Origin of the sequence: Candidatus Thioglobus sp. NP1 (assembly GCF_003326015.1) — a bacterium.
Classification (GTDB): domain Bacteria; phylum Pseudomonadota; class Gammaproteobacteria; order PS1; family Pseudothioglobaceae; genus Pseudothioglobus; species Pseudothioglobus singularis_A.
Map to the genome: position 1 here is coordinate 1349904 of NZ_CP023860.1, position 25639 is coordinate 1375542.

Here is a 25639-nt window from a genome sequence, read left to right on the forward strand (position 1 = left end):
AGATGAAAACTTAAAAAAAATAGCTACTCCTTAATCCTTAAGGAAAAACATATCCATAAACTCATTAACAGGTATTTTATTAATTTTATCTTTATCAAGACATAATGAATAAATCTTATTACTTTGCTCTTTAGAATATGTACTTTTTAGGCTATTAAAAAATTTTCTCTCTAATAATGGGATACCTTCTTTCCGACGATGACGATGTCCAATTGGATACTCTACTTCAACTTTTTCCGTGTGACTTCCATCCTTAAAGAAAATCTGCAATGCATTAGCAATTGATCTCTTATCATCTGCAAGGTAGTCTTTTGAATATCTTTTATCCTCACTCAATACCATCTTATTTCGAAGCTCATCAATCAGTGGATTTTGTTGATGAAAAGCATCTTCATAAAACTCGGCCACCAGATCACCTTTAATCATTGCGACTGCAAGCATATATTGCATACAATGATCTCTATCAGCTGGATTATCTAGGGCACCTGTTTTATCAATAATCCTAAGTGCTGACTCATGAGTTGTAACTTCAATTCTTTCAATTTCATTTAACTTTTCTTTAATCTCTGGATAAAGCAATACTGCACACTCAACCGCAGTTTGGGCATGAAATTCGGCTGGGAAAGATATCTTAAAAAGAATATTCTCCATTACATAAGATCCATAGCTTTTAGAGAAGCTAAACTCTCTACCCTTAAAACTTACATCATAAAAGCCCCACTCTGGTGTACTCAAAACGGAAGGCATTCCCATCTCACCAGCCATCGTCATCATTGCCAGGCGAACTGCGCGAGATGTTGCATCACCAGCAGCCCATGATTTTCTTGAACCAGCATTAGGTGCGTGCCTATAGGCTCGAAGAGAAGAACCATCAGCCCAAGCTTGTGATAAAGCATCAATAATTTGGTCTCTAGTGCCTCCTAGCATATGCGTGGCAACAGCTGTACTTGCAACTCTCACGAGCAGAACATGGTCTAGACCTACTTTATTAAAACTATTTTCAAGCGCAAGAATACCTTGAATTTCATGAGCTTTTATCATGTACTCGAGCACATCTCTTATACTTAATGGTGATTTATGATTAGCAATATTTACTCTTGAAATATAATCACCAAGAGCCATAATTGCACCTAAATTATCTGAAGGATGGCCCCACTCTTCAGCTAACCAAGTATCGTTAAAATCTAACCATCGAACTAGAGCGCCGATATCCCAAGCTGCTTTTACTGGGTCTAGCTCAAATGACTTTCCAAAAACTCTAGCACCATTTTCTACTGTGGTCCCAGGCACTAATGGACCTAAATGTCTTGTACAATTTGGATATTTCAAAGCTAAAAGACCACAGCCGATAGTATCTATTAAACAATTTCTAGCAGTATTTAAGGCTTCCTCAGACTCTACTTTAAAACCAATCACATAATCAGCGATATCTTGCAGAGCTTGATCTGCTGACATTCTATCTGCTTTCACTTAACTAACTCCTTGTCTCTATAGAACTAACTTTTTGTGGGCCTGGACCAATATAATCTGCATTAGGTCTAATTATTCGATTATTTTGTCTTTGTTCAAAAATATGAGCACACCATCCAGTTACTCTAGAAAGAACAAATATTGGAGTAAATAGTTTAGTTGGTATTCCCATAAATTCATAGGTAGATGCATGATAAAAATCAGCATTTGCGAATAGGTTTTTCTCTCTTCTCATAACCATCTCAACTCTTTCTGAGACATCATATAGATGCTTATCGTTAACCTCAATGGATAATTTTTTTGACCATTGTCTAATAACCTCATTACGCGGGTCAGACTCTGTATAGACTGCATGTCCAAAACCCATCACAAGTTGCTTTTGTGCAAGCATATTAAGTAATTCAGTCTCTGCAATATCTGGGTCATTCCATTGCGACAACATGGCGCTTGCTGCTTCATTAGCACCTCCATGTAATGGACCCCGTAATGTCCCAATAGCACTTGTAACTGCGGAGTGAATATCTGAAAGCGTTGAGGCACAAACTCTAGCAGCAAAAGTTGAGGCATTAAATTCATGTTCGGCATACAAAATCAAAGAGATACTCATTACTTGATCATGCAGTTGGCTAGGTTTTTTACCATGCAAGAGATGTAAAAAATGACCACCGATAGTATCATCATTTGTCTCCGTATCAATTCTTTTTCCATTGTGAGAAAACTGATACCAATAACTAAGTATCGATGGAAATACACTCAGCATTCGATCAGCATGGTCACTTTGGTTTAAGAAACCCTCCTCTTGTTCTAAATTACCAAGAACTGAACAACCTGTCCTTAAAACGTCCATAGGATGAGCAGTTTTAGGGATACCCTCTAAGGTGCTTCTTAGTTCAGGTTGTAAACCTCTTAACGATTTAAGTTTTTCTATGTAATCTTTTAATTCTTGAGAGTTAGGTAGTTTGTCGTGCAACAGAAGATAGGCAACCTCTTCGAATGAAGTATTTTCAGCCAAATCTACTATATCATAGCCTCGGTAAGTAAGACCAGAACCACTTACTCCGACTGTACATATTGAAGTCTCACCAGCACTCTGCCCTCTAAGACCAGCTCCACCTATTTTTTTTCCACTCACTATTTATTCTCCTTATTCATTAACTCATCTAATTTAATCTCATATTGATGATAGTTTAGAAAATCATACAACTCCTCCCTAGTTTGCATGCTTTCTAAAACATTATTCTGATGACCATCTTTTAAAATATGCTCATAGACATTAAGAGCAGCATTACTCATAGCTCGAAAAGCACTAAGTGGATAAAGAATCATATCTACACCAGCTTCAGAAAGCTGTACCTTATCAAACAATGGTGTTTGACCAAATTCAGTTATATTTGCTAGAATTGGGACGCTAAGGGAATCAGAAAACTCTCGATATTGTTCAATAGTATTAAGCGCCTCAGGAAATATCATATCCGCACCAGCCTCAACAAATGCTTTCGCTTTATCGATAGCAGATTGCATGCCTTCGATAGCAAGTGCATCTGTTCTTGCCATAATTACAAAGTTGGAATCTGTTTTAGCATCAACAGCAGATTTTATACGGTCAATCATTTCGTTTGTACTAACAATTGCCTTATTTGGTCGATGTCCACAGCGCTTTTGAGAAACTTGATCTTCAATATGAATTGCGGCAACACCACTATTTATCATTTCTCGAACACAACGAGCAATATTAAACGCACCTCCCCAGCCGGTATCTACATCTACTAATAATGGTAATGAGGTAACTTGGGTAATTCTTTTAGCATCTTCAAGTACATCTGCAAGAGAGGTTATACCAAGGTCTGGAACTCCAAGAGAGGATGCTGCAACACCACCACCTGATAAGTAAATTGATTGATGTCCAACTTTCTCAGCCATTATTGCACTATAGGCATTAACAGTACCTACAATTTGAAGTGGCTTGTTTTCATTAACTAACTTTCTGAATTTCTCTCCACTACTTTCCATCTTTCATACTCCCAAACCTTTTAAAAACTTACTACTTAACTAAGGATTTAAACCAACACTTCGTAAAACTAGATCTATGACTTGTTGTTTTTTTTCTTCAAACTCACTATCTGTTAGTTTTTTACCATTATTTAAGATCATTACTTGATAGTCAAAATCAGCGTAATGTTGAGTGGTAGCCCAAATCATATAAAGCAATGTATGAGCATCACCTACATTAATAATTTTTTTTAGCTTAACCCATGTATTTATTGAACTCACACAAGAATCAACCCATTTTTTTAATCTTGATGATAAGATTTCTTCCATTTCAGGAGCCCCACTAATAATCTCGTTCGCCCATACTTTTGATCCAAATGGTCTTGTCCTTGACAAATCCATTTTAGCGCCTACATAATACCTAATTGCTTCCCTAGGTTCATCAAATGTATTAAATGTATCAGCAGCCTTCATCCAATCAACTAATATACTTTCCAAAACACATCGATAAAGATTTAATTTAGTATGAAAATAATAATGAATATTTGATTTTGGGAGTTTTGCCATATCTGCAATTTGTTTGGTAGTTGAACCCTTGAGACCATGCTTTGCAAATACTTTTTCTGCTGCAGTTAAAATTATAAGCTCATTCTCTTCACGAATACTCTCTTTACTCCGAGGGTTACGTTTGAATTTTACTGCAACATCTGCATTACCCATTCAATGCTCCATCACTTACTCATGAGACTTTCAAAGGGTTATTTTCATGGGTTGTCCAATTAGCTTCCTCTGATGAAATCTCTTTTCCTGTTCTTGGGTCTATACCACTTGTCATAGCAACCATTGAAATACAATCTACAATAGGACAAACACTTACACAAAGATTACATCCAACGCATTCATCATCATTAACTGTAAAGACTCTATCTCCACCATCATTTGAATAATCAATTGCTTGATGAGAAGTATCTTCACAGACAATATGACAACGCCCACACTTTATACATTTATCTTGATCAATAACTGCTTTGTCAACATGATTTAGATTCAAAAATTTCCAATCAGTTACTGATGGAACTGCTTTACCAATAAGCTCATCTACTGACTTCATACCTTTTTCGTCTAAAAAGTTACTCAACCCAGTCTTCATATCTTCAACAATTTTAAAACCATAGACCATTGCCGCTGTACAAACCTGAACATTACTGGCACCTAATGCAATAAAGTCTACTGCATCTTTCCAAGTTGAGACTCCCCCAATGCCTGAAATTGGTAAGTTTCTAGTTTTTTCATTGCGAGCAATCTCTGCCACCATATTCAATGCAATTGGTTTAACTGCCTCACCACAATACCCACCATGAGTTCCCATTCCTCCTGTTGTAGGAAACATTGTTAAACTATCATAGTCAACTCTCATAATTGAGTTTATGGTATTAATTAATGATACTGCATCCCCACCACCCTCAAGGACTGCTTCAGCAGGATAAATTACATCAGTTATATTTGGTGTAAGCTTAACAATAACAGGAACTGTTGCATATTTTTTACACCACTCGGTTGCCTGTTTTATATACTCTGGAACTTGCCCAACTGCAGCACCCATACCACGCTCAGACATGCCATGTGGACATCCAAAGTTTAGCTCAAAACCATCTATACCAGTATCTTCAATAATAGGAATATGCTTTGCCCAAGATGCCTCATCCATTGGAAACATTACGGATGCAATCAAAGCTCTATCAGGCCAGTCCCTCTTTACTTGTCGCATTTCCTTAAGATTGACTTGAAATGGACGATCAGTAATTAATTCGATATTATTGAAACCAATAACACGTCGATCATTACTCATCATTGTCGTGTACCTTGGACCATTAACATTCACAATATGAGGATCCTCACCCAAAGTTTTCCATGAAACCCCACCCCAACCAGCTTCAAAGGCACGATTTACATTATATGCCTTATCAGTAGGTGGTGCTGATGCCAACCAAAAAGGATTTGGTGACTTAATTCCTAAAAAATTACTAGTTAAATCTGCCATATTATGCTCCTTGTGTTAGTGTTTCATTTATTGAAATTGCAGCAAGTTTGCCATCTTGAACTGCTGACACTGTTAAATTGTCACCATCAAGAACACAGTCTCCTCCTGCCCATACTTTAGTAAGTGAAGTTTTACGATGTTCATCTACAACAATCCTGCCTTTTTCTATTTCCAAACTGTTATTTTCTGTTAAGCCTTCAGTCACTAATTTTTGCCCAATAGCTTTAAAAACAACATCAGCTTTTAATGTAATATTTTCCCCACTTGCCTTAAGACTTCCATCGTTTTGTGACTTCATAACATCAAACTCTATTGCAGTGACATGACTATCATCACTTATCAGAAGTTTTGGTGACATGTTGTACTGAATTTGCACGTCATGCTTTTTTGCCAGGGCCTGCTCATATTCACTAGCAGCCATTATATTTTTACTTCGTCTATAAGCTATAGTGACTTGCTCAGCTCCTAATAATTTACTCTGAACAGCAATATCTATTGCTGTCATACCACCACCAATCACTACAATATTTTTTCCAACCATTAGCTCATCTTTATTACTGGTTTGTCTTAAATTTGCAATATATTCAACTGCATCAACAACGCCTGAAATATCTTCATTATCAAGATTCAATTTATTTACTGTACCAAGACCACACCCTAAAAATACTGCGTCATATTTCTCTTGAAGACCTTCAAGATTAATTTGTTTACCGAGCTGCATTCCAGTTTTGATATTAATGCCTCCAATATCAAGAATATAATCAAGCTCTTGTTGTGCAAAATCATTAGGAGTTTTATATGCTGCAATTCCATACTCATTTAAACCTCCTAACTTATCTTTAGCGTCATAAACTGTGATTTTATGACCCAGAACTGCTAAGCGATGAGCACATGATATTCCAGCTGGTCCAGCACCAACAACTGCAATAGACTTTCCTGTATTCTCTTGTCTAGAAAATAGTTGCACCCCATTATTTAAAACTGAGTCAGTTGCATAACGTTGTAGTGATCCAATTTCGACAGGTTTTTCTTCATGATCATTCCTCACACATGCCTGTTGGCACAACTCCTCAGTTGGGCAGTCACGGGCACACATACCTCCAAAAATATTTTCACTTAAAATTTTCTCTGCAGCACCAGTTAAATTATCACTCCTAATGCTTTGAATAAAGCCCGGGACATCAATATCTGATGGACAGGCCTTTGTGCAAGGAGCGTCATAACAAAAATAACAACGATCAGCCTCAATTAAAGCCTCTATTGCAGACAATGGAGCATGGAGATCTGAAAAATTATCATCAATCTCTTTTTTACTAAGGCGATGTGATTTAATGTTCATTGCCTTATTTGTTAAGTTATTGTCACTCATATTTTCCTCCGAAAAAAAATATTTGACCATTTGGTCAGGTTATATTAACAGAACCTCAATTCAAAATAAATTTCCTTTTTAACGTTTTACAGCTTTTGGTATCTTTTTCTCAGCTTGGACATCCAGCCCTTGATAGAATGAAGAGTATGCAGGACGGTCAATATATCTTCCAGCACCCCTTTCAACTTTTAACTCACCATTTGCATAGACTACTTTTGCAGCGCTTATAGTATGCGAAGCACATCCTTTGACTTTCATACCCTCAAAGATATTGAAATCAATATTTTGGTGGTGTGTTTTAGCAGAAATTGTCTTAGTTGCTTCTGGATCCCAGACAACAATATCTGCATCTGCGCCAACTGAGATACTCCCTTTACGAGGATAAATATTAAATATTTGTGCAGCATTAGTAGAAGTTAATTTAACAAACTCATTCATATTAAAAAGTCCGGTATTAACTCCATGATGCCATAACACCTCCATTCTATTTTCCACGCCTGCAGTTCCATTTGGTGTTATACGAAAATCATCCTTACCAGCTGCTTTTTGATCAGCACAAAAACAACAGTGATCGGTAGCGGTAGTTTGCAAATTACCAGATATAACTCCTTTCCATAATGCATCCTGATGTTCTTTTGCTCTAAAAGGAGGACTCATCACATGAGCAGCAGCAGTCTCAAAATCTTTATTTAAGTAAACTGACTCATCTACAAGCAAATGTCCAGCTAAAACTTCACCAAATACTTTTTGACCAGCATTTCGTGCTCTAGTAATTGCCTCTAAAGACTGCTTAGTAGAAACATGAACGATATATAGAGGAACTCCATATACATTAGCGATACTAATAGCTCGACTAGCGGCCTCACCCTCAACCTCTGGTGGGCGAGATAATGGGTGACCCTCTGGTCCAGTTATACCCATATCAAAAATCTTGCTTTGTAATTGTGCAACCATTTCACCATTTTCAGCATGAACTGTTGGCATTGCACCTAATTCTAATGACCTGTTGAAACTATTGACAAGTATTTCATCAGTGGCCATTATTGCGCCCTTATAAGCCATAAAGTGCTTAAAGCTGTTAACACCATGTTTTTCAACTAGTGTTTTCATATCAGCATGGACAGTTTCATCCCACCAAGTAATGGCAACATGAAAGCTATAGTCAGCTACTGATTTCTCCGCCCACTTTCGCCATTGATGATAAGCCTCAAGAATACTCGTTTGAGGGGAAGGAATAACAAAATCAATAATCATTGTTGTTCCACCAGCAAGTCCAGCAGCTGTCCCAGTATAGAAATCTTCACTAGCAACAGTTCCCATAAACGGTAATTGCATATGGGTATGGGGGTCGATACCACCGGGCATAACAAACTGCCCGGCAGCATCTATTACCTCAGCGCCACTCGGCGCTGAGATATTACTGCCAATTTCCTGTATTTTGCCATCTGCACATAGCACATCGGCTTTGAAAGATTGATCAGCATTAACAATTGTTCCATTTTTAATTAGTACAGACATAGTATTCTCCTACAAGAAATTAGATTTTATATTATGATCCAAATGCAGCATCCCAGACCTTATGAGTCCAAGCACCGACTGGTTCGCCATTAATTACTGGATCAGAATCACTACCAAGTAAAGTATCAACAGTACGCTGGTAATCGTTAACATTTAATTTACCACCATTTGCAGTAAGTTTATTAACTTCGCCCATCATACGACGCTGATGCTTTTCAGTTTGAGCACCACTCATGTCATTTTCAAGCACGATATCGGCAGCAGCATCGGAATTATTTGAAGCCCACTCCCAACCTTTCATGCTAGCACGAAGGAAACGCGCAGCTTTATCAACAAAAGCAGGATCACTTAGGTTTTCTTCCAAGACATACAATCCATCTTCAAGTGTTGAAACACCTTGCTCATCATATGGAAAAACCACTAGCTCATCAGCTGAAAGTCCCCCATCAATAACTTGCCAGTATTCATTGTAAGTCATTGTTGAAACGCAATCTGCTTGCTTTTGAAGAATAGGTTCTATCCCCCAGCCTTGCTTCAATACTGTCACTCCACCAGCACTTCCATCAGTTGCCATATTTAGCTTACTCATCCAACTCAAGAATGGATACTCGTTACCGTAGAACCAAACTCCTAGAGTCTTGTCTGCGAAGTCAGAAGGCGAACTTATGCCTGAATCTTTACGGCATGTAAGCATCATTCCAGAGCTTTTAAATGGCTGTGCAATATTTACAAGGTTAAGCCCTTTTTCTCTAGATGCTAATGCTGCTGGCATCCACTCAATTAGAATATCGGCACCACCACCTGCCATAACTTGAGGAGGTGCAATATCTGGACCACCTGACTTAATAGTTACGTCTAAACCCTCATCATCATAGTAACCATTTTCTAATGCAACATAATAGCCTGCAAATTGAGCCTGGGTTACCCACTTTGTCTGTAGGGTAAATTTATCACCTGCTTGAGTATTAAAACTCAAAGCTATAAGCATAGTAGAGCAAATTGCAGCTAATATCGTTTTACTTTTATATATTTTCATCATTTCTCCCTTTATTTTAAAAAATAGTACCTACTCAGAACTAGCTTTTTCGCATCGATGGATGCCAGAAAGTTAATTTTCTTTCTAAAAGAGCAAATACTCCATAAAACATCGAACCTGTAACAGCAGCAACCGCAATTGTTGCCCATACAATATCGATATTCATTCGGCCAACCTCGGCCGAAATTCTAAATCCCATTCCAACGATGGGTGTTCCAAAAAATTCTGCCACTATGGCTCCAATCATAGCAAAAGTTGAGTTAATTTTCAATGCATTAAGAATAAATGGCATCGCATTTGGTAGACGTAAACTAAAAAGTTCTCGCCAATAACTTGAAGCATAAGTGTGTAATAAATCTCTATCAATCCTATCAGTCTCGTTAAGGCCACTTAGGGTATTTACCATCATTGGGAAAAAAGTCATTATGGCAACGACAGCTGCTTTGGACTGCCAATCAAATCCAAACCACATTATCATAATTGGCGCCATACCAATAATTGGTATTGCGCTAAAGAAGTTTCCAATTGGAATTAATCCACGCCTTAAAAATGGTATTTTATCGGCTGCAATTGCAACGAGAAATCCTGCCCCACACCCCATAATAAAGCCAGGAATTGCTGAACGGACAAAAGTTTGATAAAAATCTGCAAATAAAGTAGCACCAAACCCATCAAACACTTGCCAAATAAGACTTGGCGCAGGTAACAATACCTGAGGAACGGACATACCTATGGTAATAACCTCCCATAGAAAAAATATCCACGCACCAAATAAAACTGGAATAACTATATTAAGAGATAATTCTATTAATTTATTCTTTGTTTTCAAAGCTGATAATTGAACTAAGTTATTCCATGTTAGAAACCATAATGCACTTACCAAGAGCCAGGCATCCAAACCCATTACTACACCTTTATCGAATGAATGTATTAAATTTAATACAGACCAAGCTCCAGAGAATAAGGCTACAAAACAAATAGATAAAAGAACTAAACCTTGTTGACGAATAATAAAAAATAATAAACTGACAATGGCAAGAATAATCACAATATAAGGATTAAGCATATAGTCATTTATTTCGTTAAGCTGCAACGAAATAAATGATGCAATTGATAAAATAAAACATAGCAATCCACTTAAGGGACGCGACCTTATTATTGCCAGGAAATTCATATTTGCAGCCCCATACGATTATTAACTGCGCGCTCCATCCTTCCAACTATGGTAACTAGGGTTGCAGAAATCACCGAAGCAGTTATCAGGGCAGCCCAAATAAGACTAGTTTGTCCGTAATATGATCCAGATAATAGTCGTGCACCAAGGCCACCTTGTGCACCTGCTGGAAGCTCAGCTACAATAGCGCCAACAACGCTTAAGGCAATGGCTACTTTTAAACTGGCAAATAAATAAGGAAGAGACGCTGGAAGACGTAATTTCCAAAAAACCTCAAGCTTTGATGCTGAATAACTGTTCATTAGATCTACCAAGATAATACTTGGTGACCTTAAACCTTTAACCATCCCAACAACAACAGGAAAAAAACAAAGATAGGTTGAGATCATTGCTTTTGGAACTAGTCCAATAATACCCATTGAACCTAACACAACTACAATCATCGGAGCAATTGCCAAAATTGGAATAGTTTGAGATGTAATTATCCAAGGCATCAAGGTTCGATCCAGTGCTGCCACATAGACAATGCCCACTGACAAGACAATACCAAGAAAGGTGCCCATTACAAAGCCAACCATTGAAGAAGATAAAGTCACTCTAGAGTGGTAAACCAAACTCCGTGGTGAAGTTATTTTCTTATCCCAAATTGTTTTCTTTAACTCCTTTGCAATTTGATGGGGTGATGGCAAAACTGGTCGCTCCATAGACCAAGAGTCTGAGGCTAATTGAGAAAAATTCCACTCAATATTATTTTTTTCATATCTATCAATTAAAAAGGAGCTATTTAAATAAACTGCTCCCGCATACCATATCATAATAATAGCCGTTACCAGAATCACGACAGGTCCAATAGTTCCTCCTATAAGCATACTAAAAAGCCTATTAGCTTCCATCACTATGCCCCTCTTTAAGGCCCTCTCTCACAAGTTGCGAAACCTTTAAGAATTCTTTTGATTCACGAATATCAAGATTTCTATCTTTTGGAAAATTGGTATCAATTACATCAATAATTTTTCCTGGACGAGCTGACATTACTACAATCTTACTAGACAGGAAAACAGCTTCAGGAATTGAATGAGTAACAAATACAACTGTTTTCTGAGTTTGCTCCCATAACCTTAATAACTCTTCATTTAAACGATCACGAGTTATCTCATCTAGCGCACCAAATGGCTCATCCATAAGAAGCATATCAGGACTAAAACTTAAAGCTCGAGCAATGGATACACGTTGTTGCATTCCTCCAGATAATTGCCAAGGATACTTTTTTTCAAATCCTGTTAAGCTTACTAAAGATAAATATTTCTGAGAAAGTTTTTTTTGTTCTGATTTTGAGTAGCCAGACATCTCAAGAGGTAAGTGAATATTTGACTCAATATTTCGCCAAGGCAAAAGAGCTGGCGTTTGAAAAACATATCCATAAGACTTGTCTAAACGAGCCTGATGTGTAGACTTTCCCTCAACAGTTATTGAGCCACTTGTTGGCTTTTCTAGATCAGCTATCACACGCAATAATGTCGTCTTTCCACAACCACTTGGGCCAATTAAAGAAACAAAATCACCAGCCTCAACTTTCAAGTTAATGTCAGAAAGAGCATGAACTGGTTCCGATTGTGTCTCAAATGTCAGAAATAGATTATTAATATCTATCGTTGAAGACTTGGAAACCTTTGGGCTTGTTGGCTTACCCATATTATTATTTATCTGTTAACCTTCCATATAGGTCACTTCGCCTATCTCTAAAAAATTGCCAAGTGTCTCGAACTTCTCGCACCATATCTAAGTCAATTTCATGAACTAAAAGTTCATCATCACCATAACTTGCCTGGGCTTCTATTTGCCCACGAGGATTTACAATATAGCTTGATCCATAGAATTCGCCCATTTGCTTAGCCCAGGGCTCTTCGGTTCCTACACGATTTATTGCACCAATAAATACTCCGTTGGCTGCTGCTGAGGCTGGTTGCTCAAGCTCCCATAGATATTTACTTAATCCGGCAACAGTAGCAGAAGGATTAACAATATATTGAGCACCATTTAATGCAAGCGCCCTCCAACCCTCTGGAAAATGTCTATCGTAACAAATATAAACCCCTAACTTAAGGTAAGCCGTATCAAATACTGGGTATCCCAGATTCCCAGGTTTAAAGAAGAATTTTTCGTAAAAACCAGGTGCAACTTGAGGTATATGAGTTTTTCGATATTTACCTAAAAAACTTCCATCTGCATCAATAACAGCAGCAGTATTGTAATAGACTCCTGACATTTCCTCTTCGTAGATAGGAACCACAATAACCATTTGGTGTTTTTTAGCATATTCCTGCATAAGCTTAACTGTAGGTCCATCAGGAATGGACTCCGCAGCTGTGTACCATTTTTTATCTTGACTTGGACAAAAATATGGCTGCGTAAAAACTTCCTGAAAACATAGAACTTTTACCCCCTGTTTTGCAGCATCCTCTATCATTGGGATATGGGCCTCAATCATTAAATCACGAATTTTTTCTGGTGACATCGTTCCATCACCTTTTAAACCCATTTGGATTAGACCACACTTTACTTTACTCATTCGATTCCTCCTTTTCCGATTTCCTTTATAGAACTACTGATGAGTTCTTGACTAAATAGACAGGCTACATTTTTTTCTAACAATTGTCAACTTTAATTACTGCCCTATTTTGCAATATAGTTCAACTTGATATTTAAACAAAAAAAAAGCTTCCTTAGGAAGCCCTTTATAAATGCTTTATTAAAGCTATTTAGGATGGGAAAGAAAAGTTAACACCCTCTCGAATACTTGATGATGGCCATCTCTGGGTGATTGTTTTTCTTCGTGTATAGAATCTCACACTATCAGGTCCATAAGCAGCTAAGTCACCAAACATTGATTGCTTCCAGCCACCAAAACTATGCTGTGCAGCTGGAACTGGTAACGGTACATTGATACCAACCATGCCAACTTTTATTTGGTCACTAAAATACCTTGCAGCTTCACCATCTCGGGTGAAAATACAGGTCCCGTTACCATATTCATGTTCGTCAATTAAATCTATCGCTTGTTGCATAGTTTCTACTCTGACTACTTGTAATACTGGTCCAAATATTTCTTCCTTATAAGACTTCATTGAAGCTTCTACACTATCTATCAGAGTACCGCCAACGTAAAAACCATTTTCACAACCTTTCACATTAACACTTCGTCCGTCAACAACAATATCAGCACCTTGGGCTTCTGCACTAGTTATATATTCTTTAACTTTTTCCATGTGCTCTTGAGTAATAAGTGGTCCAAAATCATTTTTACTATTATCAAAATTACCTACCTTAAGGTCACTCATCTTAGATTTTAAGCCAGCTATTAGATTATCTGCTGTCTCTTCACCTACCGCTACTGCGACAGAAATTGCCATACATCTTTCACCACTAGATCCAAAAGCAGCCCCTATTAAAGCATTGACTGTATTCTCCATTTCAGCATCTTGCATTACAATTGCATGATTTTTCGCTCCCCCAAGGGCTTGACATCTCTTATCATGCGCAGTAGCAGTTTGGTATATATATTTTGCAATAGGCGTTGATCCTACAAAACTTACAGCTTGGATTCTTTCATCAGTCAGCAAAGTATCAACAGCTTCCTTGCCACCATTAACTACATTCATTACTCCTTTCGGTAAACCTGCTTCATTTAATAATTGAGCTACAAATAAGGCTGCGGAAGGGTCTCTTTCTGAAGGTTTTAATACAAAACAATTTCCACAGACTATAGCCATTGGATACATCCATAATGGCACCATTGCAGGAAAATTAAATGGTGTTATTCCGGTCACAACTCCCAAGGGATGAAACTCACTCCATGAATCAATATTGCTTGAAATATTTTTACTATGTTCTCCTTTTAGAAGTTGAGGTGCATAGCAAGCATATTCAACATTTTCTATACCTCGAGTTATTTCTCCAAGCGCATCATGTGCAATTTTTCCATGCTCCTCACCAATTAATTGCGCTATTTTATTGATATTTTTTTCTAACAATTCTTTGAAACGAAACATAATTCTGGCTCGTTTGAGTGGTGGCGTTGCTCGCCATGCTGGAAAAGCTTCTTGAGCAGCAGTTATAGCTTTTTCAACAGTATTTTTTGTAGCAATTTCTACTTGTTTACCAACCTCTCCTGTCGATGGATTAAATACATCTTGAGTAGGATCACCCATTGATACAAGTTCTCCATTAATAAGGTGTTCTACTAATTTCATTTCTTCTTTCTCCTTTAATGTAATTCTTTAATCGAGTCAGATATTGCACCAACAACATCCTTTATTTGTTTTTCAGTTACTATAAACGGCAAGCCTAATTGAATAGTATCACCACCATATCGTACATAAAAGCCTTTATCCCAGCACTTCATTGCAATTTGATAGGGTCTTAATGCAGGTTCATTTTTAGCAGCCTCAATAGTAATTCCACCAGCCAGTCCGTAGTTACGAATATCTGTAATATATTGCAAACCTTTAAGACTATGAAGTTCTTTTTCAAATACTGGACTCATTTTTTTAACTCGCTCTATCAAATTATCATTCTTTAATATATCTAAACTTGCAATTGATGCTGCACATCCTACAGGATGCGCTGAATAGGTATAACCATGAAATAATTCAATCAAATAATTTGGTGCTTTCGTATCCATAAAAGTTTCATAAATATTATTATTCACTACTACACCACCAAGCGGTTGACTACCATTACTAACCTGTTTTGCAAAAGTCATTATATCTGGAGTAACTCCAAAAGCTTCGCCTCCTGTCTTCGCGCCCATACGGCCAAAGGCGGTTATCACTTCATCAAAGATTAATAAAATATCATTAGAGTCACAAATTTTACGAAGTTTCTCTAGATATCCTATGGGGGGTGGAAATACACCGGCAGAACCCGCCATTGGCTCTACAATTACTGCTGCAATATTAGAGGCGCCATGCAATAATATTTTATTTAATAAGTCATCAGCTAAATAATCTCCAACCTTAGGTTGGCCTTTGCTAAATATATTTTCTGGGAGAAGGGTAGATGATAAATGATCTGCTTCAATACCTTGTCCAAACATTTCTCTATTAGGACCAATACCACCAACACTAATCCCTCCAAAATTAACTCCATGATAGCCTTTTATCCTTCCAATCAAACGAGTCTTACCGACCTTTCCTTTATGTCGCCAATAAGCTCGAGCAATTTTTAGGGAACTATCTACTGCCTCTGAACCAGAACAAGTAAAAAAAACACGATCCAAATCTTTTGGAGTAAATTCAATAATTTTATTTGCCAACTCAAACGATTTTTCGTGTCCAAATTGAAATGCAGGAGAGTAATCCAATGTCTCAATTTGTTTACTTACTGCCTCAATAATTTCAGGGCGAGAATGGCCTGCTCCACAAGTCCAAAGACCTGAAAGACCATCAAATATCTTCCTGCCTTTGTCATCTGTAAAGTAAGTATCTTTAGCCGAGACTATCATCCGAGGATTTGCTTTAAACTCTCTATTACCACTATAAGGCATCCAGTGAGCATCATAATATTTAGGATTATTTTTTAACATTTTTTATTCTCCTATCATCTAAGGTATTTGACTTAACCCTTATAAATAATTATCTTTTTACCTTAAGCAGTTTTTCTTTTTATTATTATTCTTAGAGGGTCCAATCTATAATTCTGTTATCTTTCTCTCCATTTAATAATAGTTGGCTTTCTGTTGGATTAGCCTTTGCAATAATCTGGCCATTACGAATTACAAATAAACGTGCATTACATAAGCGTATAGCTTCAATTGGATTATTAGCCTGATGAATCACCAAATTAGCGTTGCAACCAACCTCAATGCCATAATTTTCGAGTTGCATTACTCTGGCTCCATTATTTGTTATAGCTTGAAATATTTGGTGCATTTCTTGAACACCTGTCATTTGTCCAACATGTAATCCCATATTTGCAACTTCTAACATATCATGTTTGCCAAGGCTATACCATGGATCCATTACACAGTCATGGCCAAAAGCAACATTAATATTACTATTTAATAACTCTTTAACTCGTGTCATTCCTCTGCGTTTAGGATAGAGATCATGACGACCTTGAAGGGTAATATTTATTAATGGATTAGCAACAACTTGTAATTCAGCCTCTTGTAATAATGGTATTAATTTGCTTACGTAATAATTATCCATTGAGTGCATTGATGTTAAGTGAGAACCTGTTACTCTTCCCTCAAGCCCCAAACGATGAGTTTCAAAAGCTAGTGTTTCAACATGTCTAGACATTGGATCATCCGATTCATCGCAATGCATATCTACTAGTAAATCTTTTTCTGCGGCCAGTTCACATAATAATTTAATAGATAAAGAACCTTCATTCATAGTGCGTTCAAAGTGCGGAATACCACCTATAACATCCACACCTTTTTTTAATGCTCTATCAAGATTTTTAATAGAGTTTTTGTAGCGTAAATAACCATTTTGTGGAAATGCAACTAGCTGGATATCTATCCAATCCCGCATTTCTTTTCGTAACTCTAATAACGCCTCGACTGCAAGCAATCGATCATCACTTATATCTACATGGCTCCGAATCGCCAAACATCCATTTGCTATTGCCCAATGACATAATTTTCGGGCACGTTTTTTTATAAGCTCTATAGTTAAATGTGGTTTTAGCTCATCCCATAGTTGAATACCTTCAAGTAAAGTACCACTCTCATTAAATCGTGGCTGACCTAAAGTTAAAGTAGCGTCTAAGTGAAAATGGCTATCAACGTGACTTGGAGAAACTAGTTTATCGGTCGCATCAATAGTTTTGACTGCTTCACCAATTAGATTTCTATCAATAGCCACTATTTTTTTATTTTGAATAGCAATATCAAAATTCTTACGATCATCTGGAAGATTAGCGTGTTTAATAAGTATGTCGAACATTAGATACGATCTCCTTGTCTAAATGGCACTAATAATGCCTTGGGATATGCTGCTTTACGTGCAACAAGCATCATCGCAACTATACTTAGGAAATATGGCATCATAGAAAATATTTGATATGGGATAACATCTGCACCAATTAATTGTGCCCTAACTTGTAACGCTTCAAATAATGCAAATAAAATTGCCCCCAAGAAGGCTTTACCAGGTTTCCAAGACGCAAAAATAACCAGCGCAATACAAATCCAACCTCTACCATTAATCATACCAAAATAAAACGCATCAAATGCAGACATAGTTAGAAATGCCCCTCCAATTGCCATCAAAGCACTCCCAACCATTACTGCGCCAGTACGAATTAAAAGTACATTAATACCTTGAGCCTCATTGGCAACTGGATTTTCACCTGCCATTCTAATTGTTAGACCAATTGGCATTTTATAAAGTACGTAGAAAGTAACTATTACTAATATGTATGCTAAATAAGTTAATGCAGATTGGTTAAATAAGGCTGGTCCAAGAATTGGAATTGATGATAATACCGGCACTTCAAATGCAATGAATGGGACAATTTTAGGTGGCGTAGTGCTAAATGGTATCAGCATTGTATATGCATAATAACTTATAGATGAGGCTAGTAAGGTAATTCCAATTCCACTAACATGTTGAGACAAGCCAAGATAGACCACTAGTATGCTATGAAGAAAACCAAATAGCATTCCCACTGAAGCAGCAAACACAATCCCACCCCATAGATCTCCACCTTGATAAACCCATATCCAACCAGCCATTGCTCCAATTGTCATTATGCCTTCAATTCCAAGATTTAATACACCCGCTCGCTCACAAATTAATTCTCCTAATGTAGCAAAAATTAATGGGGTTGCAATCCTAATTACAGCAGCCCATAAGCCCGTTGTTAACATCATTTCAAATAATTCCATCATGATTACTTACCCCACACAATACGATATCGTGTCAGCATTGCTCCAACTAGAACAGATAATAAAGAAATGGCTACTAAAATATCTGCGATATAGTTCGGTATATCAACAGTTCGACTCATCGCATCGGCACCCACATAGATCGACGCTAGAAATATAGCTGAAATAATTACCCCTATCGGATGTAATTGTGCAAGCATAGCAACCGCTATTCCCGTATAGCCAAAACCTGGGGATAAAGTTAAAGTTAAATAGCCTTTCAATCCAGCAACCTCACTAACACCAGCCATTCCAGCTAATCCACCACTAAAAAGAGCTACCATTAATACTGATTTATTAATCGAAATTCCATAGAAAGTTGAGGCTTGTTGGTTGTGTCCAACTGCACGTATTTCATAACCCCAAACTGTAAAGCGAAGTATAGCCCACATTACAACCGACATTACTATTGCCACAATTATTCCAAGATGCAATCTACTCTTAGCAACGATTGTAGGTAGAACACCATTATCAATAATTCTTGCAGCTTGAGGCCACCCCATTGCCATAGGGTCCTTCCATGGCCCTTCAAGCAACATATTTACAAATAGTAAAATTACAAAATTCAGTAAAAGTGTAGTTACAACTTCATCCACTTTCATATGAGTTTTAAGAAGAACTGGTAACAACAAAATTAAACAGCCTGCTATAGCACCTGCAATAAATAACATTGGTATCATGATTATTGAAGGCAGATCAATCATTCCTGTGCCTACTAGGGTTGCTGCCATAGCGCCACAATATAACTGTCCCTCAGCACCAATATTCCAAAATTTAGCTCGAAATGCTACAGCTGCAGCTAATCCAGTAAAAATTAATGGGGTAGCCCTTGCTAAGGATTCAGTAATTGCAAAAGTTGAGCCTAAAGAGCCTTTAATTAAAGCTATATAAGCAGTAACTGGAGATTCACCAGCCCAAATTATAAAAAAAGCACCAATAATAAAAGCAACTCCAATAGAAAGTATGGGTAGTAATGCAATTAACCATAAAGGTGTGTTTCTTCTTGTTTTAAGCCTCATGCAAACTATCCTCTTTCATTTCACCACTCATCATAAGACCAACTTGATTTATACTCACAGCATCAGTATCAAAAGGTCCTTGTAACCTTCCATTAAACATAACAGCGATACGGTCAGATAATTCAAAAATTTCATCTAAGTCTTCACTAATTAGTAATACGCCTGCACCTTTCGTTTTAGCATTTATTATTTGCTGCTGAACAAAACTGATAGCACCTTCATCTAAGCCTCTTGCTGGTTTATTTGCAATGATAAAACGAGGATTATTAGATAGACTTCTTGCAAGGATTAACTTCTGAATGTTGCCACCAGACAACAATCTAGTTGAAGCAAACGGACCTTCGCATCGAATATCATATTCTTTAATTAATTTTTCAGCATCTCTAACTGACTTCTTTTTGTCAATAATAAATCCTGATTTAGCCTTAGAGCGAAGCTCCTCGCCAAGGAAATTTTCCCATAGCTCCATTTCTCCTATGACGCCCTCTTTTGAACGGTCTTCTGGAATCCTTGCTACACCAGATTCAGTAAGATAACAGGGATCATATTTTATCAAACTCTCTCCCAGTAACTTAAATTCTCCAGAGCTTGGAAAATTTAATCCTTGTAAGATTGAAGCTAGCCCGGCTTGACCATTACCTGCAACTCCAGCCAAACCGATAATTTCTTTTTCATGTATCTTAAGATTGATATTAGAGAGTGGAGTTGATCCCTCAGTCACATCTAAACATACATTATTAAGCTCCACAACTGGCTTGCCTATTTTCAATTTTTTATATGCTGGTCGCGTAACTTTGCGTCCAACCATCATTTCTGCAAGCGATTCCTTGCTTGCCTCATTAGTGACTACCTCTCCTACTAATTTACCTTGACGAAGAACTACAATTCGGTCACTAATTTCTAAGATTTCATTTAATTTGTGCGATATAAACATGATTGATAAACCAGAATTTACCATTTCCTTGAGGACCTTGAAAAGCTGTTCAGTCTCCTGTGGAGTAAGAACTGCAGTAGGCTCATCAAGTATTAAAATACTTGCATCTCGATAGAGTGCTTTTATTATTTCAACTCGTTGTTTTTCACCAACTGTTAAATCAGCTACTTTATCATCTGGGTTTATTAATAAGCCAAAACGTTTTGATAATGCCTTAAGTTTTTTATAGGCTTGTTTTTTTTGACTCCAAAGTCTAGTTAAAGGCTCCGTGCCAAGAATAATATTTTCTAATACAGTGAGATTTTCTGCTAAAGTAAAATGCTGGTGAACCATACCAATCCCAGCATCTAATGATGCTCTTGTTGAGCCAGGCGTTAATCTCTGGCCTTCAACTTCGATAAAGCCTTTGTCACAGATATAGTGTCCAAAGAGTATATTCATTAGTGTGGTCTTACCCGCACCATTTTCACCTAATAATGACAAAATTTCACCCTCACCAAGTGAGAGTGAAATATTGTCATTTGCTACAACAGAACCAAAACTCTTACAAATTTTGGAAAATTGTAACTTCTTCATCAGATAATCTTAGTAAGTTGATTTTGGCTCGTTGTCATTAACTCCAACTACAAGACTACCACCTAAGATTTTTCTAGACATTTCTGCTACTGAGGTTTTAACATCACTTGCAATCCTACTATCAAACTCATAGTATGGCGCTAGAGAAGCTCCACCTTTTTGCATCATTGTCCATTCTTTATAATCCTCAGCTGCAAAATTTCCTGCTTTAACTCTTGATATAGCATGATCAATTGCATTTTCCATATGCCATAAAGCTGAAGTGACAACAACATCTGTACCATTTTCCTCTTTATTCATATCATTGACGTTACCGAATGCAAGTATGCCTTTCTCTCTAGCAGCATCAACTACACCAGCTCGCTCTGCATAAAGGACATCTACACCTGCTTCAATTTGAGCAAATGCGGCTTCTTTTGCTTTTGGTGGATCGTACCAAGAGCCGATAAAGCTAACTTTAAACTCAACATCTGGATTAACTGACCTTGCACCAGCCATAAATGCATGGAACAAACGGTTTACTTCACCAATCGCGTAACCACCTACCATACCAATTTTATTAGTTTCAGTCATACCACCGGCAATAATTCCCATCAAATAGCATGGCTCATGAATATAATTATCAAATACTGAAAAATTACCACCATGTTGTCCGCCATACCCACTTCCTGGGTCTCCCATTAAGTATGCTATATTTGGATAGTCATCTGCTACTTTTCGAGCCTCAGCACTAATACCAAATGCTTCACCAACTATAAGGTCTACTCCACTTTCAGAGTACTCCCTTAAAACTCTAACATAGTCTGTATTTGAAACTTTCTCTGAGTTTACATAATCAATTTCACCTCTATCTGCTGCTGCCTGCAAAGCAAGATGTAATCTTGCATCCCATTTTTGTTGCAATGGCTGAGTATATACACCTGCAACTTTAATTTTGTCAGCAAAGACCTGCCCAGACAAAATAAAGCTAGATAAGGCAATGATTAATAGTTTACTTAAACTTCCTATTTTCATTATTTACTCCTTTATTGTTTATCAAATGTAATACATGAATAACTAAATAATGCATGTATTACCCCTCTCATTCAGCCTCAAAAAATAGATTGAGAGGCTAAACAATTTCTTGTTTCCAAGCCTTTTTTAATTTAACTCCCTTTGGATAATTCCGATATTGTTTCACATAATAACATAACAATAGATGACAATCATTAAGATAATTTAAGATGTTTTGTTAATTAATTGAGTATTAAATGTCAATATGAATTATTTAATTAATCTTAAAAAAGACTGATTTATTATTGGCTTATTTACCTTTTAAATTCTTTCAACTGCCATTGCAACACCCATTCCACCTCCAATACAAAGAGTCGCAAGCCCTTTGTTGACTTTATCACGCTGCATTCCATGAAGAAGCGTTACTAATATTCTAGCTCCTGAGGCTCCTATCGGATGACCAAGTGCAATTGCACCTCCAGTTACATTAACTTTAGACTTATCAAATCCAAGAGAATCGTTAACTGACATAGCTTGTGCAGAAAATGCCTCATTTGCTTCTATTCTATCAACATCTGAAACTTTCCAGCCCGCCTTCTCAAGACATTTGGTACTTGCTGGAATTGGACCTGTACCCATAATTGCTGGATCAACTCCTGCACTTGCATAGGAGACAATCCTAGCCATAGGCTTAAGTCTAAGTTCTTTTGCTTTGGCGAAACTCATAACCATTACTGCTGCAGCACCATCATTAATGCCTGATGCATTTCCAGCTGAAACAGTTCCGTCTTTTTTAAATGCTGGTCTAAGTTTTGAAAGTGTTTCTTCTGTAGTTCCATGTCTAGGATATTCATCGGTATCAAAAACAACATCATCCCCTCTTTTTTGTGGGATCAAGATTGGTGTTATTTCATCTTTAAAAAGATTTAATTTTTGGGCATTCTCAGCCTTTTGTTGTGATTCTAATGCAAACTGGTCTTGAGCTTTTCTGGTAAATTCAAATTTAGTAGCAATATTTTCGGCAGTTACGCCCATATGATAGTCATTAAATACACACCATAGACCATCTACGACCATTGTATCAACCATCTCCCAAGGACCCATCTTTTTACCCTCTCTTGACCTTGGAAGAACATGCCCTGAAAGACTCATATTTTCCTGACCACCCGCAATAACTATATCTGCATCGCCACACGCTATAGCCTGAAAGGCTAATTGAACTGCCTTTAAACCACTGCCACAAACCTTATTTATTGTCATTGATGGAGTTTCATAAGCCAAACCAGCAGCAATAGCTGCTTGGCGAGCTGGATTCTGACCACTTCCAGCGGTAAGAACTTGACCCAAAATAACCTCATCAATCTGTGCTCTATCAACACTAGTTGAATCTAATAAAGACTTTATAACTTGAGCACCTAATTTATGTGCTGGAACTTTAGCGAGTAAACCACCAAATGACCCTATTGCAGTTCTTGTTGCAGCAACAATAACAATTTCTTGATTCATCTTGAATAATTCTCCTTGATGGGTATTAAGTAATTATAAAGCCAAGTAAATCATAAAGAGAGATTGCTTGTTAGGTTTTTATATTTTCTCTTTTTTTTCTTTTCTCTTTAAAAAAAGCCTTGTTAGCAATATAAACTCGTTTTCTGACCTCACAGTAAACAATACTTTTATCTTTATTTGTTAATTTTGTAGATTTAATTATTTCAAACTCATCTTGCTCTTGAGCCTTTTTTTTAATCTCATTAATCTCTTCATCAGTATAGATAAAATCTGCAAAAAGGTCCTCTTTTGCAGGTCTTCTAAAGAAAATTTCTGCAGCCTTGTCCCAAACAACATATTCGTCACCGATTAAATTCATTAGCTGAGTCATTGGAAATGGATCAACTGCTGAAAACATACTTCCACCAAAAATTGTGTTCACATAATTAGCGTTTTTATAGCTGAAAGGGAGTTTAATTTTAATCTCCTTAAAATCTTCAGAAATATAAATTACTTTGGCAGTTGTCCTTCTATACATTGGAGATAAGTTCATCCCATATTTAAGAACTTTTGATTTTCCAATAAATTTTGAAACTAACTCAGTAATTTTTTTATATGAAAGCATTTTTAGTCCTTTGCTATAAATAAAAAAGACATCCGAAGATGCCTTAGTCAAATAAATTGGCTCCCTGACCTGGGCTCGAACCAGGGACAAACGGATTAACAGTCCGTTGCTCTACCAACTGAGCTATCAGGGAATAGCGTGAGATTATAACGAGCTATGAATTTTGAGTCAATCAAATCTTTGCTTTTATACTTATTACTTAATATAGTTACTCTATATATCTCTCAAGGGCCTTACCAAACTCAGAGCATGATAGTAAAGTGGCATCATCAATAAGTCTTTCAAGATCGTAAGTGACAGTCTTATTTTTGATTGTCTTAGTCATTGCATTGACAATTAAATCAGCGGCCTCTAGCCAACCCATATGCCTGAGCATCATCTCAGCAGAAAGAATCAATGACGAAGGATTAACCATATCCTTACCTGCATAGCCAGGGGCAGTTCCATGAGTTGCTTCGAATACTCCAACACTATCTGAAAGATTTGCTCCTGGAGCAATTCCAATTCCACCAACTTGGGCTGCTAAAGCATCAGAAATATAGTCACCATTAAGATTCAAAGTAGCAATAACTGAATATTCATTTGGACGAATCAGTATTTGCTGTAAAAATGCATCTGCAATACAATCCTTTATAATAATGTCAGTTCCAGTATTAGGATTTTTAAAGCTACACCATGGACCACCATCAATATCTTGTGCTCCAAATTCATCTTTTGCTAACTGATAGCCTGTGTCGCGAAAAAGTCCCTCAGTAAACTTCATAATATTACCCTTATGAACTAAAGTGACTGAAGGCTTATCGTTATCAATCGCATATTGAATAGCTGCTCGAACAAGTCTTATTGTTCCTTCTGATGATACTGGCTTGATTCCAATTCCAGATGTCTCTGGAAACCGTATCTTTGTAGCACCCATTTCTTGCTGAAGGAAATCAATTACTTTTTTAACCTCTTTAGAGTCCTTTGGAAACTCAATTCCTGCATAAATATCTTCTGAATTCTCTCTAAAAATAACCATATCAACTTTTTCAGGATGTTTAACTGGTGAAGGAGTTCCATCAAAATATTGGACTGGTCTTTGGCAAATATAAAGATCTAAAATTTGTCTAATTGCAACATTTAGCGACCTCATACCACCCCCAACAGGCGTTGTTAATGGTCCCTTTATTGAAACAGAAAACTCCTTAATAGCATCAACTGTCTCCTCAGGCAAGTACTCACCATAGATGCTATCGGCCTTCTCACCTGCATATATCTCCATCCACTGTATTTCTTTTGTTCCGTTGTAAGCTTTTTTGACAGCAGTATCAACAATTTGTAACATTACTGGAGTGATATCGACACCTATTCCATCTCCCTCAATATAAGTTATGATTGGCTTATCAGGAACATTTAATACATTATCTGTTATTGAGATTGCCTCTCCAATGCTTGGGATAGTAATATTTTGATATGACATTTTTGTATTCTTTAG

At 37.0% G+C, this 25639-nt stretch carries 22 protein-coding genes and 1 tRNA gene; all 23 read right to left on the reverse strand.

Annotation, left to right across the window (positions count from 1 at the left end; genetic code table 11):
- Positions 1-30: 30 nt before the first annotated feature.
- Positions 31-1455, reverse strand: a complete 1425-nt coding sequence (locus tag CRN91_RS06950) for a bifunctional 2-methylcitrate dehydratase/aconitate hydratase (protein ID WP_114116084.1) — start codon at positions 1453-1455, stop codon at positions 31-33.
- Between the two features lie 19 nt (positions 1456-1474).
- The gene (gene prpC / locus CRN91_RS06955) at positions 1475-2602 is read right to left on the reverse strand and encodes a bifunctional 2-methylcitrate synthase/citrate synthase (RefSeq protein ID WP_114115709.1); all 1128 of its coding nucleotides are present in this window, start codon (positions 2600-2602) and stop codon (positions 1475-1477) included.
- Entirely contained in the window at positions 2602-3480 is an 879-nt protein-coding gene (prpB, locus tag CRN91_RS06960) for a methylisocitrate lyase (protein WP_114115710.1), read from the reverse strand. Before prpB ends, prpC begins: the two co-directional genes overlap by 1 nt.
- 39 nt (positions 3481-3519) lie before the next feature.
- On the reverse strand, positions 3520-4179 hold the full coding sequence (locus tag CRN91_RS06965) for a TetR/AcrR family transcriptional regulator (protein WP_114115711.1): 660 nt from the start codon (positions 4177-4179) through the stop codon (positions 3520-3522).
- Positions 4180-4198: 19 nt separating this feature from the next.
- Entirely contained in the window at positions 4199-5500 is a 1302-nt protein-coding gene (gene preA / locus CRN91_RS06970) for an NAD-dependent dihydropyrimidine dehydrogenase subunit PreA (protein WP_114115712.1), read from the reverse strand.
- A 1-nt stretch (position 5501) separates the two neighbouring features.
- Positions 5502-6869, reverse strand: a complete 1368-nt coding sequence (locus CRN91_RS06975) for an NAD(P)-dependent oxidoreductase (RefSeq protein WP_114115713.1) — start codon at positions 6867-6869, stop codon at positions 5502-5504.
- A gap of 78 nt (positions 6870-6947) precedes the next feature.
- The gene (hydA, locus tag CRN91_RS06980) at positions 6948-8387 is read right to left on the reverse strand and encodes a dihydropyrimidinase (protein ID WP_114115714.1); all 1440 of its coding nucleotides are present in this window, start codon (positions 8385-8387) and stop codon (positions 6948-6950) included.
- Positions 8388-8418: 31 nt separating this feature from the next.
- Entirely contained in the window at positions 8419-9423 is a 1005-nt protein-coding gene (locus tag CRN91_RS06985) for an ABC transporter substrate-binding protein (protein ID WP_114115715.1), read from the reverse strand.
- Positions 9424-9463: 40 nt separating this feature from the next.
- Complete coding sequence (locus tag CRN91_RS06990; RefSeq protein ID WP_114115716.1) at positions 9464-10597, reverse strand: ABC transporter permease; 1134 nt, start codon at positions 10595-10597, stop codon at positions 9464-9466.
- Complete coding sequence (locus CRN91_RS06995; protein ID WP_114115717.1) at positions 10594-11490, reverse strand: ABC transporter permease; 897 nt, start codon at positions 11488-11490, stop codon at positions 10594-10596. The genes CRN91_RS06990 and CRN91_RS06995 overlap by 4 nt, the downstream gene beginning before the upstream one ends.
- Positions 11480-12289 (reverse strand): ABC transporter ATP-binding protein, encoded by an 810-nt coding sequence (locus CRN91_RS07000; RefSeq protein ID WP_114115718.1) that lies wholly within the window; start codon positions 12287-12289, stop codon positions 11480-11482. The genes CRN91_RS06995 and CRN91_RS07000 overlap by 11 nt, the downstream gene beginning before the upstream one ends.
- 4 nt (positions 12290-12293) lie before the next feature.
- Entirely contained in the window at positions 12294-13166 is an 873-nt protein-coding gene (locus CRN91_RS07005) for a nitrilase-related carbon-nitrogen hydrolase (RefSeq protein WP_114115719.1), read from the reverse strand.
- Positions 13167-13356: 190 nt separating this feature from the next.
- Complete coding sequence (locus CRN91_RS07010) at positions 13357-14847, reverse strand: CoA-acylating methylmalonate-semialdehyde dehydrogenase (RefSeq protein ID WP_114115720.1); 1491 nt, start codon at positions 14845-14847, stop codon at positions 13357-13359.
- 14 nt (positions 14848-14861) lie between these two features.
- Positions 14862-16181, reverse strand: coding sequence for an omega-aminotransferase AptA (locus CRN91_RS07015; protein WP_114115721.1), 1320 nt, complete (start codon positions 16179-16181; stop codon positions 14862-14864).
- A 91-nt stretch (positions 16182-16272) separates the two neighbouring features.
- Positions 16273-17550, reverse strand: a complete 1278-nt coding sequence (locus tag CRN91_RS07020; RefSeq protein WP_114115722.1) for a cytosine deaminase — start codon at positions 17548-17550, stop codon at positions 16273-16275.
- On the reverse strand, positions 17550-18497 hold the full coding sequence (locus CRN91_RS07025; protein WP_114115723.1) for an ABC transporter permease: 948 nt from the start codon (positions 18495-18497) through the stop codon (positions 17550-17552). Before CRN91_RS07025 ends, CRN91_RS07020 begins: the two co-directional genes overlap by 1 nt.
- A 2-nt stretch (positions 18498-18499) precedes the next feature.
- The gene (locus CRN91_RS07030) at positions 18500-19552 is read right to left on the reverse strand and encodes an ABC transporter permease (RefSeq protein ID WP_114115724.1); all 1053 of its coding nucleotides are present in this window, start codon (positions 19550-19552) and stop codon (positions 18500-18502) included.
- The gene (locus CRN91_RS07035; RefSeq protein ID WP_114115725.1) at positions 19542-21062 is read right to left on the reverse strand and encodes an ABC transporter ATP-binding protein; all 1521 of its coding nucleotides are present in this window, start codon (positions 21060-21062) and stop codon (positions 19542-19544) included. Before CRN91_RS07035 ends, CRN91_RS07030 begins: the two co-directional genes overlap by 11 nt.
- A gap of 9 nt (positions 21063-21071) precedes the next feature.
- Complete coding sequence (locus tag CRN91_RS07040; RefSeq protein WP_114115726.1) at positions 21072-22076, reverse strand: BMP family protein; 1005 nt, start codon at positions 22074-22076, stop codon at positions 21072-21074.
- A gap of 300 nt (positions 22077-22376) precedes the next feature.
- Positions 22377-23561, reverse strand: coding sequence for an acetyl-CoA C-acetyltransferase (locus tag CRN91_RS07045; RefSeq protein ID WP_114115727.1), 1185 nt, complete (start codon positions 23559-23561; stop codon positions 22377-22379).
- Positions 23562-23631: 70 nt separating this feature from the next.
- A complete protein-coding gene (locus CRN91_RS07050) occupies positions 23632-24165 on the reverse strand; it encodes a DUF4442 domain-containing protein (protein ID WP_114115728.1) in 534 nt (177 codons plus the stop codon).
- A gap of 57 nt (positions 24166-24222) precedes the next feature.
- Positions 24223-24298 (reverse strand) — tRNA-Asn (locus CRN91_RS07055).
- A 75-nt stretch (positions 24299-24373) separates the two neighbouring features.
- Positions 24374-25624 carry an NADP-dependent isocitrate dehydrogenase gene (icd, locus tag CRN91_RS07060; protein WP_114115729.1) on the reverse strand — a complete coding sequence of 417 codons (1251 nt, stop codon included), beginning with the start codon at positions 25622-25624 and terminating at the stop codon, positions 24374-24376.
- Between the last annotated feature and the right edge of the window lie 15 nt (positions 25625-25639).